General features: G+C 32.8%; 14 protein-coding genes. 5 read left to right on the top strand and 9 right to left on the bottom strand.

Translation table 11 applies throughout. The features are described 5' to 3' along the window. Window positions 1-7 precede the first annotated feature (7 nt). Both ACQH1W_RS06435 and ACQH1W_RS06430 read left to right on the top strand, forming a co-directional pair. Window positions 8-1,387, top strand: coding sequence for a S41 family peptidase (locus ACQH1W_RS06435; protein ID WP_425361016.1), 1,380 nt, complete (start codon window positions 8-10; stop codon window positions 1,385-1,387). Between the two features lie 468 nt (window positions 1,388-1,855). Continuing rightward, window positions 1,856-3,346 carry a sensor histidine kinase gene (locus ACQH1W_RS06430; RefSeq protein WP_341762702.1) on the top strand — a complete coding sequence of 497 codons (1,491 nt, stop codon included), beginning with the start codon at window positions 1,856-1,858 and terminating at the stop codon, window positions 3,344-3,346. A gap of 31 nt (window positions 3,347-3,377) precedes the next feature. Here ACQH1W_RS06430 and ACQH1W_RS06425 read toward each other — a convergent pair whose 3' ends face one another. From ACQH1W_RS06425 to ACQH1W_RS06410, 4 genes are all read right to left on the bottom strand, one after another. Beyond that, the gene (locus ACQH1W_RS06425; RefSeq protein WP_341751523.1) at window positions 3,378-3,629 is read right to left on the bottom strand and encodes a BolA/IbaG family iron-sulfur metabolism protein; all 252 of its coding nucleotides are present in this window, start codon (window positions 3,627-3,629) and stop codon (window positions 3,378-3,380) included. 103 nt (window positions 3,630-3,732) lie between these two features. Next, window positions 3,733-5,379, bottom strand: coding sequence for a patatin-like phospholipase family protein (locus ACQH1W_RS06420; protein ID WP_425361015.1), 1,647 nt, complete (start codon window positions 5,377-5,379; stop codon window positions 3,733-3,735). Between the two features lie 228 nt (window positions 5,380-5,607). Then, window positions 5,608-6,159, bottom strand: coding sequence for a hypothetical protein (locus ACQH1W_RS06415; RefSeq protein ID WP_341761599.1), 552 nt, complete (start codon window positions 6,157-6,159; stop codon window positions 5,608-5,610). Window positions 6,160-6,242: 83 nt separating this feature from the next. After that, entirely contained in the window at window positions 6,243-8,732 is a 2,490-nt protein-coding gene (locus tag ACQH1W_RS06410; protein ID WP_425361014.1) for a valine--tRNA ligase, read from the bottom strand. Between the two features lie 70 nt (window positions 8,733-8,802). Between ACQH1W_RS06410 and ACQH1W_RS06405 the strand changes: the two genes are divergently transcribed. Together ACQH1W_RS06405 and ubiA are read left to right on the top strand one after the other, a co-directional pair. Further along, window positions 8,803-9,027 (top strand): palindromic element RPE1 domain-containing protein, encoded by a 225-nt coding sequence (locus tag ACQH1W_RS06405; protein ID WP_341762698.1) that lies wholly within the window; start codon window positions 8,803-8,805, stop codon window positions 9,025-9,027. Between the two features lie 194 nt (window positions 9,028-9,221). Further along, complete coding sequence (ubiA, locus tag ACQH1W_RS06400; RefSeq protein WP_341763445.1) at window positions 9,222-10,079, top strand: 4-hydroxybenzoate octaprenyltransferase; 858 nt, start codon at window positions 9,222-9,224, stop codon at window positions 10,077-10,079. 229 nt (window positions 10,080-10,308) lie between these two features. Here the strand turns inward: ubiA and ACQH1W_RS06395 are convergent, their stop codons facing one another. Beyond that, window positions 10,309-13,119, bottom strand: coding sequence for a 2-oxoglutarate dehydrogenase E1 component (locus ACQH1W_RS06395; protein ID WP_425361013.1), 2,811 nt, complete (start codon window positions 13,117-13,119; stop codon window positions 10,309-10,311). A gap of 123 nt (window positions 13,120-13,242) precedes the next feature. Further along, on the bottom strand, window positions 13,243-14,994 hold the full coding sequence (locus ACQH1W_RS06390; RefSeq protein ID WP_425361012.1) for an ABC transporter ATP-binding protein: 1,752 nt from the start codon (window positions 14,992-14,994) through the stop codon (window positions 13,243-13,245). 49 nt (window positions 14,995-15,043) lie between these two features. On the opposite strand from ACQH1W_RS06390, the gene ACQH1W_RS06385 reads away from it, so the two are divergent. Then, window positions 15,044-15,217: a hypothetical protein gene (locus ACQH1W_RS06385; protein ID WP_425361011.1), complete on the top strand. Its 174-nt coding sequence runs from the start codon at window positions 15,044-15,046 to the stop codon at window positions 15,215-15,217. A 142-nt stretch (window positions 15,218-15,359) separates the two neighbouring features. On the opposite strand, the gene ACQH1W_RS06380 is transcribed toward ACQH1W_RS06385, so the two are convergent. From ACQH1W_RS06380 to rsfS, 3 genes are all read right to left on the bottom strand, one after another. Beyond that, the gene (locus tag ACQH1W_RS06380; protein ID WP_375332725.1) at window positions 15,360-15,851 is read right to left on the bottom strand and encodes an SH3 domain-containing protein; all 492 of its coding nucleotides are present in this window, start codon (window positions 15,849-15,851) and stop codon (window positions 15,360-15,362) included. 8 nt (window positions 15,852-15,859) lie between these two features. Continuing rightward, window positions 15,860-17,587 (bottom strand): cation:proton antiporter, encoded by a 1,728-nt coding sequence (locus ACQH1W_RS06375; RefSeq protein ID WP_425361010.1) that lies wholly within the window; start codon window positions 17,585-17,587, stop codon window positions 15,860-15,862. An 83-nt stretch (window positions 17,588-17,670) separates the two neighbouring features. After that, on the bottom strand, window positions 17,671-18,000 hold the full coding sequence (gene rsfS, locus ACQH1W_RS06370) for a ribosome silencing factor (protein ID WP_375332726.1): 330 nt from the start codon (window positions 17,998-18,000) through the stop codon (window positions 17,671-17,673). Between the last annotated feature and the right edge of the window lie 91 nt (window positions 18,001-18,091).

Raw genomic sequence — 18,091 nt, 5'->3', positions numbered from 1 at the left:
GAGTACTATGTTCTTACGTTTAATTACAATATTATTATCAAGTTCTATCATTTTTTCTAATATAACATTTGCTGAAGAAGTAAAGAAGAAAGAATTACCAGATTCAGCTTATTTAAAACAATTCCAAGATATCTTTGAACGTGTTAATAGAGACTATGTCCAAGAACCTGAAAAACAAAAAATGACTGATTCAGCTATAGATGGCATGTTAACTTCGCTAGATCCTCATTCTAACTACATTACTGATGAGGATCTAGAATATTTTCTTGACCACACTAAAGGAGAATTTGGAGGTATTGGTGTTGAAGTGCAATATGACAATAGTGCTATCAAAGTCATTTCCCCTATTGATGATCTACCCGCTTATAGGGCAGGTATAAAAGCTGGAGACTATATTGTGGGGGTTAATGATGAGTTTGTATCAAATTTAGGATTTAATAAAGCGGTCAGAGAGATGCGTGGAGAACCAGGGGCAAAGGTAAAATTATTGGTAATCACGGAAGGTGAAAGTAAGCCAAAGGAAATTGAACTTACTAGAGAAATAGTTACAATTACACCAGTAAAAGCCCATTTAGAAAGAAATAATATCGCTTACGTAAGGATAGGGAGTTTTAATGAACATACTATTTCAGAATTAAAAAAATCTATAAAAACTTTAAAAAATGAAAGTAAAAATGGTCTAAAAGGTATTATCTTAGACCTACGTAATAATGGTGGTGGTCTGTTAGATCAGGCTGTTGCGGTTAGCGAATATTTTATTGATTCTGGGGTAATCGTTACTACCAAAGGCAGAAGCAAAAATAGTAACTCAGTATTGACTAGTAATAAATTTGCAGAAAAAGCACCATCTGTCCCTATTGTTGCTCTTATTAATGTTGGATCTGCTTCAGCTGCAGAAATCGTAGCTGGTGCATTGCAAGATCATAAAAGAGCAGTAATACTTGGAACAAAATCTTTTGGTAAAGGGTCCGTACAAAGCTTTGCTACAATTAGTCCTAGAGCTGCTATAAAGCTTACAACAGCTAAATATTATACTCCTAGTGGTCGTTCAATTCAAGCAGAGGGTATTGAACCTGACATAGTGGTTGAGATGGCAAAAGTTGAGTATCCCGAAACAAAATCAACAGATGTGAGATTTTCTGAATCTTCTCTAAAGAATTATCTAAAAAACGATAATAATAAAAACGATGATAAAAAAGTAGATACTACAGATAAAAATAAAGAACTTATTAAGAAAACAAATGATATTACAAAAAATACCAAACCAAAAAATACTCTAGAACAATTATCTGATCTTTATAAAAAAGATTATCAATTTGCTAGAGCTTATGATTTAATTATGGGATTAATCTTGACTAATAAAAGTAGTAATGAATTGAAAAAATAAAGGGTATACTCAGGTAGAACTTCAAGAATTGGCGTTCCCGCGACCAAAGATCGAAGCTGCTCACGTACTAATGTACGCCTAGCAGCTCGACTTTGATACTCCTAGCTCTTCTTGAAGTTATACTATCGTCTACCAACTCTTCATTTACGAGCAGTATACAATGGGTAGGGTAATTGGGCATAACTGTTGAAAGTTAAAAAATCGTCTATTAGCGAAGTGTTGTTGTAAGGCTTAAACCGTCTATTAGCGAGCGAACGTACGTGAGCGTGGCAATCCATGAAACTTGTCATATAGATTGCTTCGTCGACCTTATGGTCTCCTCGCAATGACATGCTAGATTCTTAAGTTGACGCCTATGCGAATTCGCGTGATTAGGAATGATAAGGTTACAAAGGAAATATCAGCTATTAGTTATGACTTTAATATTGTCCTGTGTCTATATGTGTAAGTAATATATGTGCAAACCTAATGATTCAAAATAAATATATTATTAGACTGTCATCCATTGGCTTATTTATAAACATTATTGTAAATATGATTTACTATCGTTACTTCATTATTGAAGAAATGATTTTAAAGCAAGTCGGAGAAACAAATATTAAAATAGCTGATGTTTATACAAAAAATGTTTGGGATAGGAATAGAACTGCTGTAGATAAGATACATGAATTTGGTTATATAAATTTATTACAAGATACAGATTTTATTAAGTTTGCAACTACTTCAGTTGATATTTTTGTTAATCTTAATGCCTATATTTCTTTGTATGATCTACAAGGTAATAAAATTATAACTAGTTCGCCAATTCAAGTAACAAGTCACATGAATTTTCCTGAAGATACTCTGTATCAAAAAATTATTACCAAAATTGATAGATATTTTTTAAAAGAATTGAGTATAGAACAAGCCTTTAACAAAGCTTTTAAAGGGATAACAACTCATCTATTAATTCCTAGAGCCATGTTACATATATCAGGGGAGGTAAAGAAAGCATCTTGTATAACAAGTTATATCCCAATAATAAACCGTGATCCATTGAACTATCCTGTTGATGGTGTATTAGAGATACATACCAATATTACTAGTTTATGGTCAAGTATTATAGAGCTTGAAAGAAAAGTATTATTAACTTTTGTTATCATTTTGGTAATATTTTTAGTTATAGTTATGAGTAACACAAATTATGCACAAAAAATTATAGACCGACAATTTGAGGCTAATAAAGCATTAGAGGAAGCAGTAACTAAGGTTAGAAATGAAAGTTCTGCTCATACTAAATTTTTTGCCAATGTTAGTCATGAGCTGCGTACCCCTCTAAATGCTATTATAGGTTTTTCAGAAATTATGATGTCTACACCTTACAATAAGGAACATGATGCTTATGTAAAAGATATTCATAACGCAGGCAAGCATTTACTAGGTATAATAACCGATATATTAGACTTGTCAAAAGCATCTGCTGACAAGCTATTAGTTGATTTTGTAGAGTTAGACCTAAATAAATTAATTACTTCTACTATAAGGATAATGCAACCAAGAGCTGACCAAGCGAATGTAGCATTAATTGAAAAACTACCAAAAGATCATATTATTATAAAAGCAGATCCTAAAAGGCTTAAACAAGTATTTTTTAACCTTTTATCTAATTCTATAAAATTCACCAACGCATTAGGTTCTATAACAATTCATGCTGAAAAGAATGAATCTCAAGGACTAGTTTATGTGCAAGTTATAGATACTGGTATAGGAATTGATGAGAAAGATATTCCAAAAGTACTCTCAACATTTGGTCAAATTGATAGTGCCGTTGGCAGAAAATATCAAGGGACTGGTCTTGGTTTACCACTCACTCGAAAGTTGGTTGAACTAATGAGAGGTAAATTTGATATACAAAGTAAAATAGGCATAGGCACAACTGTAACACTAACTTTTGCTTATGATAGTAGTATAGAACAATAACTACCCCAATGTTGGGAATGCAGGTGTATGATTATTTGACTATATTTAATGGAGAACTGGTAGTTTTTATGGTGATAGCATGTAATTTATTATTATTCAGTATTTCTGCTAAAGCTTTTTTTACCATCTTATGCTGATTAATTAGACTAATTCCAAGAAAAGCATCATCTTGTATTTCTAAGGAATAGTGATCCTGATCTCCAGCTAAATCAACAATTTTTATTTTGGCATTTGGAAAACTATAACGTATAATTTCTTCAAGTTCTTTAATAGATATTGCCATTGTTCTTTAGAGTTTTTTATGTAACATACAACAAAAGCTTAAAGTCTGCAATCAGAGAAATTTAAAAGTCGATCGACTGGCAAAGTAATGCATTTTTTACTTTCTAATAACAGTCAACTAAGTCGTCAGCATGCTCGTATAGTGTATCCTGTCCCTCAAGTTTAGTCACTTCTTGAACACAATAAATATTATCCTTATAATCATGAGAGGTACTAATTATTAATGACTTAATATTTTCTAATAGCTCTGAACGACTTTCTGTATCTAACCCTACAATCCATTGAACGGTTTTCTGTACTTCTTCAGGTAGTGATGCAATTGTAGTAAGATCTAACTCTTCAGGAGATACATTATTAACATATTCTAAATATTCTAATGCACATTTGGAATCCTTTGCATATAATTCTTTAATCCACTGAAGTGTTGTTGTAAATTTCTCACTACTTACAGCAAAATCTGTTTCTCCATTAGTCACTATAGTACTACTAGATTCTAATTCATTACTTACCATTGCATTTAAGACTTCAGGTTCTGCAGTAGCCACCACTATATCAGAATAGTCTGAGTTGCTATCACTTTCATACCCTTCATCACTAACTTCAGTATTTATCATTGCAGTGACTCTAGGTTTTGTAGAAGTTATATCAGATTCTGAGATGCTATCATTTTCATACCCTTCATCATTAACCTCAGAACTTACCAGTGCATTTGAGATTTCAGATTGCTCAAGATTATCATTCCAATCAGCTTTTAACCTATCACACAGATCTTGTACTAACTTGGAATTATTTTCTAAATATTGCTCAGCGACTAGCTTTAACTTTGTTATATTATTTTGGCTAGAATCGTCTAAGTTTTTACATTCTTTTGGGATAGGCAGCCATATCTCTGTATTTTGTCCTTCACCTGTTAGATCTAACCTAACCTCATTTACGTCAGCTTCCTCGTCGTTTTTCATAAGTGTATCAATTAAGCCGTTAAGCAACCACCCTAATGCTCCATCAAAATTAGGTGATGGTATTTGGGCTTTTGTTTGCTCACCTTTTCCAAAATTGATAGAACAAATCATAGTGTGTTCCATAATGTCTGCTTGTTCATGATAACTAAGCCCTTCTTTAAGCACCTGTAGCACTGTAGCAGCTGGACGATTAGCACCAAGACCACCATCGGCAAAAGCATAAGGCTTACCCGCAGCATAATCATAATCTTTTACGGCCTCTTTATTAACAACAGCTTTAAAATAGGTTGGTGCTGCTGTAGTTGCAAGAAGCACGTCCTTTGTTCTAACATGTGGACTATGTTGATCATGACTATCAAAAATCTTCATACTATTCTTTCCTTCATTCAAATCAGCAACTGGTATAATAAGACGGCATAGACTATCATCCAATCTATTATCCCCTAAATGCTTTTCTAGCATTTTCTTCAAAGGTTCTTGACTATATTTGTGTTTTATTATTCCCCAGTTAAACCAGCTTTGAGGGAAGATTTCAGGAGCAGTGTTTTCAAATAATTCTAAAGCTTCTTTAGCTGAATAACGAGGTTCTGTTGATCCTTCTTCTTTAGGAATTGTTAATAAGGCTGCAATTAATCCTCCAACACTAGTGCCAGAAATAATATTAAATAATTTAGATATAGGTTGCTGGGTTATTTCTTCTATTTTCGCTAGTACAACTAACTCAGCTATTCCTTTTACCCCACCACCTGAAAGGCAAAGAACTTTGTTTTGTCCTGTTTGATTTGTAGTCATAAACTATGCCCCCGTAACCTTTTAAAGTTTCCTGATATTTAGGTTATCATAAAATTTATATTGTAACAAATAAAATTTTGTATCGTAATAAATAAAAGCAAAAAATAAATTATATAATATCGTAGGGAAGGCTAAAATATTACACATCAAACTTGTAAATTGATTTATCAATTCTTCAAAGTATTTGAGTATATAACACCCCAATTCGGGATAAGAATTAGTTAATTCTTATCCCGAATTCGCGTATAACCTAACATGCTGCAAAATTTTCTTTGCAGCCTCACTAGCAGGAAGGAGTGTAACATCAAGCTCAAATAAATTAGGATGAGAAATTTGAATCAAAGGATATTTTGGATAAACATCTTGTATATCGATTGATTTGTAACGAAGCAGCCTATCTAGTTGTTGAATTCTCATAATATTTTCTTCTTCTGAAATCAATAATTTTACAGGAATAAATGTTGACTTACGGTTCGATGCTAGCTGTTGTACTTGATTAAAAAGCTTATGATCACCATCAATCTCATAGAGACAATTAGTAAGAACATAGTTATTATAAGTTTCTTGGCTTAGAAAATTAAAAATACCATCTCGTATATGTTTAATTGTATCCCAAGCAAATTCTGGAATGGGAGTCAACCCATCATAATTTAGAAGTGAGAAAATAGGATTATTGATATGTTGGTTGTCACATATGCTGTAGCCAGCTTTTGCTATTTCCTTTGCTATAGTATACTTGCCAGTCCCTGGTTTACCTATTAGGTAGATAATGGTAGTCATTTTGTTTAATCTCACTAAAAGCTAACTATACTAATTTTATTTGTGTTAAACTCTAAAAACTTAGAAATTGATTTATCAATTTTTCAAAGCATTTGAGTATATATTACATTAATTACAACATCGCCATTCTTTAATACTTGATTTGTTGATGAAAATTGTTCAACAAATTCTATGGTGCGAGCAGACGTAACGTTTTTGAGATCTATTATTAGGTCATCAGAAAGTTTTTCTCCTATAATTTCTAGTATCTCAATATCAGCTTTGACTGACAAATTCTTTTCTGCTTTAGCTTTCCTAACCAAGTCTAGTATTTCAATAAGTCTATCAGGCTGAATCTGATCTACCGGAAAAGATAAATTTTTGATTTGAGACCAGTTGCCCCTTGTATGTATAGATTTTATACTATACAAAATTTGCCAAATTTCTTCTGTTATATGTGGAAGGAAAGGAGCTAATAATTTAAGTAAGATTTTTATAGAATGATATAAGGTTATTATGGCACTATACTGCCCTTTATTATCTGAACCATCCATATTATAAGCTCGGGTTTTAGTTATCTCGAGGTAATTATCACAAAATACTGACCAAAAAAACTTTTCTATCAAATCCACAGCATTGGCATACTCATAATTTTGCATATCTGATTCAACTTTGCTTACTAACTCAACTAGTTTAACTATTAACCACTGGTCAAACTTATGACAAATCTTGCTTTCTATATCAGATATTTCAGCATTTTTATCTAGTGAGTCTAATTTATCGAAGTGAATAGCAGCAAATTTAGCAGCGTTCCATAATTTATTAACAAGCCTCTTGCCATTTTTCATTACGTCTTCAGAGTAAACAGTGTCTGCCCCAAGCTTAGATTTAGAAGTCCAATAACGTGTTACATCAGCACCGTATTGCTCAAGCAATTTTTGTGGCACAATAACATTGCCTTTAGATTTTGACATTTTGCTACGATCAAACGCTAGACACCACCCGCTAATCATAATGTTTTTCCAAGGTAGGGTATTCTCATGTAATTGGGCTTTAAGTATTGTATAAAAGGCCCATGTCCTAATGATTTCATGAGCTTGCGGATGTAGGTCAGCAGGAAATAATTTTTTATGACGCTCGATATCTACGTTAAACTTTTCAGAGATACCATGACTACTTAATTGTGGTGATACTGCACTGGTAGCCCAAGTATCCATAACATCGTAATCCGGTTCTACTTCTTCTCTAGAATAGCCAATTGGTAGGTCTCGAAGAGGGTCTACTGGCAGTTGTTTGATATCTGGAAAAAGGGGTTTGCCTATTTCGCCAATTCTTTTAGAATACCAAACAGGGAAAGGTACACCAAAATAGCGTTGACGACTTATACACCAATCCCATGATATGCTATTTATCCAGTTCTCAAGCTTAATTTTCATAGTTTTTGGATGCCAATTCAGCTCACATGCACGTTGCATTAGAACATCTTTATGTTTTATCGTGCGAACAAACCACTGAGGTAGCGTAAGTATCTCTAGCGGTGAGCCTGAACGTTCAGCACATTTTACTGTTTGAGTAATTTCTATTTGTCTAACTAATAGGTCTTGCTCTTTTAAGATTTCTATAATTTTACTTCTAGCGTCTTTTATTTTTAAACCATTTAACTGATGTGAATTTGATAATTCAGTCGGGACATTTATGATACCTTTTTTATCTATAATAATTTTCATGGGTAAATTGTGAGTTCTCCACCAGGTTATATCGGTTGTATCACCAAAAGTACAGCACATCACAAGTCCACTTCCTTTATCTATTTGAACTAAATCATCCGCTAGAATAGGTACTTTAACATCAAATAGCGGTGTTATGGCAAATTGGTCTTTCAGTTGTTGGTATCTATCATCATTTGGATTGTAAAATACTGCAACACAAGCTGGTAGCATTTCTGGTCTAGTGGTAGCAATAATAATCTTCTCACCCTTACTGGTATGAAAAATTATATCATTCATCATTGAAGTTTTTTCTTGGTCTTCGATGTCAGCTTGAGATAAAGCCGTTTGATCAACTGGATCCCACAACATTGGTTGATTATTACGGTAAATTTCGCCTTTGTCGACTAAGTCTAAAAATGACATTTGTGATATTTTTTGTGATAATGGATTAATTGTTTGGTATTCCAAAGTCCAATCAACAGATAAAGCCATTTGATTAAATAATGAGCGGAATTTCTCTTCCTCAGAAATAACAACTTCCTTACATATCTCAATAAATTCATCTCTTGCCATACTGGCTGCTCTGAGTTGTTTTTGTTTTTCAACTAAACGTTCGGTAGGTAAACCATTATCATCAAAACCGATTGGATAAAAAATATTTTTACCCATCATTCGTTGGAAACGGACAATAAAATCAGCTTGAGTATAACTGTAAACATGTCCTATATGCAAATGTCCTGAGACTGTTGGTGGTGGCGTATCTACTACAAAACTATTTTCTCTCGTATCATTTTTATCCCAAAGATAAATTTTTTGTTCCTGCCAAAATTTTTGCCATTTTCTTTCGCTTTCAATAAAGCTATAATTTTTTAGAAATTCTATCATAATAAGACTATCCTAGTTACGCGAATTCGGGATAATAATTAACTAATTCTTATCCCGAATTTGGGGTTGATTGTTAAAATATATTCGTGTCAGCCACTTCAAAAGTAGACCTCTTACAGAATTCACTTCTGCTAGGGAATTTGTAGGAGGACCGGAATCTCAAACCGCAGCGTACTCAAACGTACGTGAGGATTCGAGTCTAGTCCCGACGCACAAATTACCAGCAGAAGTAGAATTATGCAAAAGGTCTAGTGCATTTATCGAATTAATGGTTAGAATATATCATAATATTTGACCCCACTAAGTATTTTATATTAGATTTTTTGAATATTTCTATGTTGAGTAGATTTATAGGCATTTTCGCTAAGCAAGAACCGAAAGCAGTACTAAATTCCGTTACGAATTCGAGAACGAAAATAACGATCGATAAGACCATTAAATGGAAATGTTCACAGACCTAGTTAAATTAATTCAAAATATATCATAACTATAGCAATGCCAAATAAATTTTTTCTGAGCCTTAAATTAATGAGACTACAAAGTCCTACTGGCTATCTGTTACTATTTTTCTCAACATGCTTTGGGGTACTTCTTACCAATATTGCAATTTATAATTTAGTAAAATTATTATCATTGTTTTTTATCGGAAGTATCATTACTAGGGGAGCTGGTTGCGTTCTTAACGATATTTTTGATAAAGATTTTGATAAGCATGTTTTAAGAACAAAGGATAGACCACTAGCTAATGGATCATTAAATGTAAATGAAGCGATGATTTTGCTAACTATATTATCAGTCTGTTCCTTGACAATTTTATTATCATTAAATAAAACAGCGATTTGCCTAGGGTTTCTTAGCTTTATCATGATTGTTTTATATCCGCTAATGAAAAGAATGATAAACTTTCCGCAAGTATTTCTAGGACTAACATTTAATGGAGTATTGATTGGCAGTAGTGCTGTAATTGATAAAATATCAATAGAATCGGGTATTATGTATATTGCCTGCTGTTTTTGGATTATTGGTTATGACACTATTTATGGTTTTATGGATATAAAGGACGATAAGAAGATTAAGATCAAGTCAATGCCACTTTTTTTAGAAAAGAGAAATTATAAATTACATTTATATGTTTACTATACCATCTTCATATTATTATTCATATTTGCTAACATTATAGCAACCCATCGACCTAACTATATAGCTATTCTCTGTGCTTATATAATGCTGATTTGGCAGGTAGTAACATTAGAAATCTCAGACCCACAAAATTGTCTTACTAGGTTTAAAAATAATAATTACGTTGGCTTAATCTTGGCTTTAGGTGCATTAGATTTGAATAATTAAATAATTCACCTTACGCGTGGCATTTAAAAATCATAAGGGAGAAAACAGCCCGGCGTCATTGCGAGGAGCTACTTTAGTAGCGACGAAGCAATCTAATAAATGTGGATTGCCACGACCACTACGTGGTCTCGCTAATAGACGTCTTGTACTTATTCTGCAATTTTTAAATTACCATGGTGGTTATGCGTAAGGTAAGTTAAATAATTATGCTGACATTTCCAACTTAACTCTATCCCTTAATTATCAAGGCTTCTTCAAGCAATTTTTTCTGTTGCTCATTATGTATGATCGGTGAGCCAACTGCTGGTGAAGCAGACTCATTCCTACCAACATATACAAATTGATTATTAATTGATGCATTTTTTAGGCTCTCATTTAAGTGATCTTTAACAAAATTCCACGCCCCCATATTTTTAGGTTCTTCTTGACACCAAATAAACTCTTTAGCTTTATTATATTTACCTAATATTTTAACGATAATATCCGTTTCAAACGGATATAACTGTTCTAGTCTAATAATCACTATATCTAAAATATTCTTTTCTTCTCTTTTTTCTAATAAATCATAGTAGACTTTACCACTACATAATATAATTCGTTTTACTTCCTTGGCATTTATAGCATCATTAATTTCGTCTAGCACAGGTATAAAGCTCGTATTCTCATCAAGCTGGGAGAGAGGTGATACAACCATTTTATGTCTTAATAAAGATTTTGGTGACATTACTATTAGTGGTTTACGAATATTACTGTATATTTGACGACGTAATAAATGAAAAAATGAAGCTGGCGTCGTAGGATATGTAACTTGCATATTATTTTCAGCAGCAAGCTGCAAGAACCTCTCGAGTCTTGCAGAGCTATGCTCTGGACCTTGTCCTCCAGATCCATGTGGTAGTAGCACTACTATACCGCTCATCCTGAGCCATTTGCTTTCACTACTGGAAATGAATTGGTCGAAAATTATTTGAGCTCCGTTAGCAAAATCGCCAAATTGAGCTTCCCAAATTACTAAATCTTTTGGATTAACTAATGAATAACCATACTCAAAACCTAAAACTGCATATTCAGATAAATTACTGTCAGCAATTTCAAAATTTGCTTGGTTTTGCGATAAATTATTTAATGGTGTATAAGTTCTATCATCCACCTGACTATGTAACACTGCATGACGGTGAGAGAAAGTGCCACGCCCACAATCTTGACCAGTAAAACGTATTCTAGTACCTGAATTTAATAAACTGGCAAAGGCTAACTGTTCTGCAGTTGCCCAGTCAATAGGTTTATCTTGCTTTAAAGTATTTTCTCTTAATTCAAATAATTTTACAAGTTTAGGATTTAAAGGAAAATCTTTTGGTATCTGACAAAGCTTTATACCAAGTTCTTTTAAGGTGTCTTTGTTAACGCCAGTAGAGAGCATTTGAGCATTTGACCTAGTATAACTAGACCATAAACCTTCCAAAAACTGAGCTTGCGGCTGATAATTTTTGGCTTGTTCATATTCTTGATCTAATTTCAGTTTAAATTGTTCTTTTAATGTAGGAAAATAATTTTGGTCAATTATTCCACCTGCTACTAGTTTATTTGCAAAAATAGTTGCCGGGGATTGCTTATTTTTTATTACATTATACATAACAGCTTGAGTATACATAGGCTCATCACCTTCATTATGACCATATTTACGATAACAAATAATCTCAACGACTATGTCTCTAGCAAATTTATATCGGTAATTCACTGCAATATTGGTAGCCTTGATCACTGCTTCAATATCATCACCATTTACATGTAGAATTGGACTATTAATTATCTTAGCAAACTCAGTAGAATATCTACCTGGTCTAGTGTCATAACTATTCGCTGTAAATCCAAGCTGATTATTAATGACAAAGTGAATAATCCCGCCAACATTATAAGGCTTTAGATCCGACATAAATAAACTCTCAGCTACTACACCTTGACCACAAAAAGCACTATCGCCATGAACCAAAATACCCATTACTTTCTTACGATTAGTATCTTGGATGCTATCCTGTTTTGCTCGTACTTTACCAGCTACTACCGGATTCACCGCTTCTAAATGTGATGGATTATCTGCCATAGAAAGATGCACCTTAGATCCCTCTCTTATCTGATCTGATGAATAGCCAATATGATACTTCACATCACCTGAAATACCTAAATCAGTCGGCAAGATACTACCTGTTATAAATCCAGACAAAATAGCTTTATAAGGTTTAGTCATTACCTTGGCCAATGTGCTAAGTCTTCCTCGGTGAGCCATACCTATTACTACATCTTCTAGTCCATGGACAGTAGACATATCTATAGCTTTATCTATAGCCACTACGGCTCCCTCTCCACCTTCTACTGAAAAGCGTTTTGCTCCAGGAAATTTGGTATGTAGATATTGTTCAAATCCTTCAATTTCTACTAAATCTTTTAGTATATCCTTCTTATCTTGTTCCAATATATTAAAAGCTTGAACATTACTTTCTATCTGCTCAAAAAACCAAGTTTTCTCATCTTCATTGGTCACATGAGCAAATTCTACGGCAATATCTTTAGTATAAGTTTGATCAAGCAAATTAACCAATTCCTTAAGTGAACATGCTTTTATTCCAAAAAATTCATCATCAATTTCTATAATATTATTCAAATGATCTGTGGTAAAACCAAAATCTTCTATATTAAGTCTCAACTCATTTTTAGTCTTAAGAACTTCAAGATTCAAGGGATCTAGCTTAACTAAATAATGTCCATAATTACGGTAGCGGGCAATCATTGCTTTTGCTCTGAGCTTGTTAGCTGTAGCAGAAAATTCCGTAACATACGGTAAAGGCTTTTCTTGAGGTGAAGTAATAACATGAGCAATAGTTTTATTAACTTGGTAACTATTATTATTCTCAATATTTTGGAAATAGTTTTGCCAGCTTTCATCAACTGCTTTATGATCTGATAAATATAGCTGATATAGCTCTTCTATAAAAACAGCATTACTACCAAATAAAAAACTAGTTTGTTTTAAATTTTTATCCATAAACTCCTATTCCTAATTAGTAAAAAGCCTAGATAGCATTCCCCGTGGGGAATGACATCATTTTTGACCTTGTAAGTATCATTTCCAATTTTCCAAATCATTTGTCACATCTGAAGTAAAAACCTAAATTACCATACCGTTTACTTGATGCTCCCAAAGTTCTTTGAATCTACCATTTGGCATTGCAAGTAGTTCTACAAAATTTCCATCTTCAACAATTTGGTCGTTTTCTATCACAACAATTCTATCTAAATGTCTTATTGTTGACAGACGATGAGCTATGGCAATTACAGTTGCATTATTTTTTTCAAGTAGTGTGTTTATAGATTTTTGAATTTCTAGTTCGGTTTGACTGTCAAGTGAAGAAGTCGCTTCATCCAGAATTAAAATCGGGGCATTTTTAAGAATAGCCCTGGCAATTGCTATACGTTGACGTTGACCTCCACTTAGTTTAATTCCTCTTTCGCCCACAAGGGTATTATATTTCTCAGGTAGGGTTTCAATAAACTCATGAAGATTGGCTGCCAGTGCTGCACTTTCTATCTCAGCTTGTGTTGTATTTTCTTTAGCATACCCAATATTTTCTCCAATAGAACGATGAAAGAGCATAATATCTTGTGGAATTAGAGATATTTGACTACGTAGACTCTCACAAGATACATTATAGATACTTTGATTATCAATAATAATATCCCCGGTTGTTATTTGAAAATTTTTGAGTAATAAAGATATTAATGTTGATTTCCCACCACCAGAATGTCCAACAATTCCAATTTTTTGACCAGCTTTGATATTAAGATTTAAATCCTTAAATACACAATTAGTGTTGTTATAACCAAAAGATAAATTCTGAAATACAATATCACCTTTGGTAATCGTTAAGTTAGTTACAGAAGGAGTATCAATTGTATTTTGTGGGATTTGCATAATTGTAAAAGCAGAGCGAAAAGCAGCAACATCCTCTAGGAAATCTTTTATTTCCATTGTAGTTTGCCAACTATTTTCAGTAAATAAAAAAGTAAGTGACATAACAAAAGCAATATCACCAATTGAAATCTCATTATTATTTTTCATATAAATGACATAACAAAATAGTGAGATTAAAAATACCCAATAAAATAAACACAATATTATAGATATAATTAAATCGTATCTATAATATTTGATGATTAATGGGTTATGTATATTATCATAATAGTGCTGTATTTTGTGTAACTCACGCTGCTGAGTAGCAAAAGCAAAAACTGTAAAAATGTTAGTAATACAATCTGCTACAGTTCCAAATAAATAATACCATGAGTCTTGCTTTTCCTGCTCCATTTTGGCAAGCTTGGTAAAAAATTTAAATGCCATTGGTGCATATATAAAGCTAAATGCTAGAACAAAAAAAAGTATTTTTATATTGGTCAGACCTAATGCAATACCAGAAAATAACGTAATAAACAATGGTTTACTTAGCTGAAATTCAAGTGCTTGATGCATTTTAAAATAGTTATCACCAATTCCTTTTACTTTCGCAACAATTGAACCGGAAAGGTTATGTTGAAAAAAAGTATATGATAATTTAAAGCAATGTGTGCAAACTTTATTTAATATATTTTGTAAAATATATGGCATACATTTTAATTGAGCAAAATTATGCATCCGCCATGCACCATCAAGGATAATTTGGGAGCTTATAAATATCGTTATTGGTTTCCAACTTTGTTCAAAAGTAATATTTTGATTTTGAGTAAACAAATCAATTAATAGCTTTATAGCATAATTATATATAATTGGATATACACCATTTGCACATGGTGCAATCATCATGATAAAATATAAATACTTATATGGTTTTATAACTGACCAAAGAAAGGAAAATGGAGTTAACATTTTTGTATAAATTTATTTGTACTAGTACAAAGACGGAAAGCTAGACTTTATGCTACGTCCACCGTTTGATATGTTCACAAAATGCACTGAAATCGAAGAATGGCTCAGCCTAGTGGATGATTTTAGAACCAAAAGTGACATAAGAATTGTTATAAACCAATCCTTATCATACATTTGTATAGATGTCAATTTAATAATCTTTGGGAGAATCTTGCCTGAATAATTTTAAAGTGTAGATTGCAATATGCTTTTGACCCCTTTTGAAAAAAATTGTAATGTGACTAGAGTCCTAACCTAGTCACACTAAAACCTAATTAAGATATAAGAACCTAGACACAGAGCTGTAGTAGAGGCAAGAGTATATATTATTCATCCTTATATACTCCCCACAATACTGTTTTAGGTAGCCATCCAGTATAATTCTTGCAGCACACCTGACAATAATCTTGTTTGCATTTATTAAGTAGGCAACGGACATAATTACTTACTCTTGCAACAATTTTATGTTGATCATTAGCTGCTCGAGTCAGAGCTACTAACTTGGCACTTACCACAATCACCGATCTTTTACCGGACAATACACTTGAATGTACCCAGCCTCCTTCTCCTTTTATATCACGAATTTGCCTCCATTGTTCATATTCTGCAATAATTTCTATTGGTTCACCTTTTTTAACAAATACCCATTCTATAGGTGTTTTTATCGAAGGACCAACTCTAGCATTTACCTCATTAGCCTTTATTGAGGCAAATCTAGGTATCGGCAATTTCTGATTATCAGCTGTCGTTAGTAAAGGTGTAATGATCAAGATTATAATCAAAATATATGACTGTTGCTTTAGTAACTTGATTGCCATGGTTATTTTTAATCATTCTCTTCTAATTCACGCAAAGCATCATCTCGTTTAGCTATTACATAATTACCTGATCTAAATTGCCCTTTGATACGATTTATTTCATATTCACTAAGGCCAATAAATTTTAAAATTGTTCCACCAAGCTGTAACCCCGTCTCATAATTTTCTGGTATGATTGTTGTTGCTCCAGCATCATAAAATTCTCTAGCCTTTTCTAGATTCTTTAATCTTACAATAACTTCAAGATCTGGAAAATGACTTGAAATTGTTCGAAGAGATTTTTTGATAGTAACACTATTATTCATTGTAAGTACTAGAGTTAAAATCCTTTCTGCTCCCACAGCTTTTAGCGTATCAATCTGTGATACATCTCCTTTAAAAACTGGAAAGCCATTAGCTGTTTCTGCTTTTACAATCTCGTCATTAACATCTAGTGCTATATAATTGATTCCTTCAGCTTCCAGTACTAATGCTACCATTCTACCAACGCTACCAAAACCGGCAATTATTATATGATTTGTTAAATCTCTTGCTCCAAGTTCTATAATTTGTATTGGAGTCTTGCCAAGTTGTTTATCAAGTCTTTCAGCAAGTTTTCTTCCTAAAATTGCCAGTAATGGAGTTAGTGCCATAGTACATGTCACCACTAATAACAGAACATTAGCCGTACTCTCTCTAATAACCTGAGTTTCTTTACCAAGACCGAATAAGATAAAAGCAAATTCTCCACCTTGTGATAATAATAAACCTGCATGCAATGCTACTCCTTTATTAAAACCAAATAAAATGCAAGAGGCGGCAATAATTAGTGCTTTTACTACAATCAAGGCAATAGAACAAGTTAGTATAGTTGATATTTGAGCGTATATTTCTTGAGCGTCAATATTCATTCCAACGCTCATAAAAAATAGTCCTAGCAATAAGCTTTTGAAAGGGTATATACTTTCTTCAGCTTGCAACCGAAATTCTGTTTCTGCAACCAAAACACCTGCAACAAAAGCTCCTAAAGCAAGTGATAAACCAAAATATTGCGTGGCCCAAGCTGCAGATAGAACTACCAATAGAGTCATGGAAATTGGTAGCTCGTTTATATCGCCATTGTCCGATGAAATTAACCCAAATAAAGGTCTTAGTAATACTCTACCTGCAACAAATATTGCAAGTAGTGCTATGATAGCCTTAAGTAAAGCTGTTCCTAGAGCTATCGCTAACGAATCTTTACTATTGCTAGCAAACAGTGGTACCATAACTAGCAATGGCACAACTGCTAAATCTTGTAATAACAAGATAGCTAGGGATATACGACCTAGTTGAGTTGATTGGCTACGGCTTTCCTCAATAACTTGCATAACAAGGGCAGTTGAGGATAAAGCAAGACCACCTCCAATAATAATTGCAGCACTACTATTACCGCTGATTAGTACAACAGCGGGAGCAATTACTATAGCTGTAGTTAACACTTGTAGTGAGCCAAGACCAAATACATACCTCCTCATTACCTTTAATCTTTCAAAAGATAATTCTAAACCTATAGCAAAAAGTAAAAAAACTACTCCTAATTCTCCTAGTAATTTTGTTTGATCATATGTTACAATCTTAAATCCATGGTCTCCAATTACCGCTCCTGCAATTAAATAACCCAAAACTGGGCTTAGATTAAGGCGTTTCAGTATTGCTACAACAAATACAGCTGTTCCTATTAAAATTATAATATTGATAAGAATATGCTCTTCCATTTACACCTTTTCCCTAGAAGTATTAATACATTATTTTTTAAATACACTAAGTAGTTTTCAGTAAAAAATCTAATATTTTTAATTTATTTTTTGCTCCACATCTCTTCCAACTTAAAATATTCTCTAGTTTCTGGATAGAAAATATTAACTAATACATTTCCAGCATCTATTAATACCCATTCAGATGTTCCAAGTCCTTCAATATTAGTATCGATATTAGCTTGATGTTTTAACTCTAAAGCTAAATATTCAGCAATTGCTCCAACATTTTTAGTTGAACGCCCGCTTGCAAAAATAATATATTCAGCTAATGTAGTTTTTTGTCTTATATCTATTACTATTATATCTTCTGCTTTTTTTTCTTCTAAACATTTAACCACAAACTCTTTCAATAGTTCAGTATTTTCTATCATAATTATCCCAAATTCGGTGAGATTATCGAAACAATCAGATTTGAGACGGCTCTGCATCTGATTGTTAAATTAATATTTTGCTAAAAACATG

Origin of the sequence: Candidatus Tisiphia endosymbiont of Stenodema calcarata (genome assembly GCF_964030695.1) — a bacterium.
Taxonomy (GTDB): Bacteria; Pseudomonadota; Alphaproteobacteria; order Rickettsiales; family Rickettsiaceae; genus Tisiphia.
Note: the sequence above shows the minus strand (reverse complement) of the source record. Positions and strands in the feature narration are given on the sequence as shown.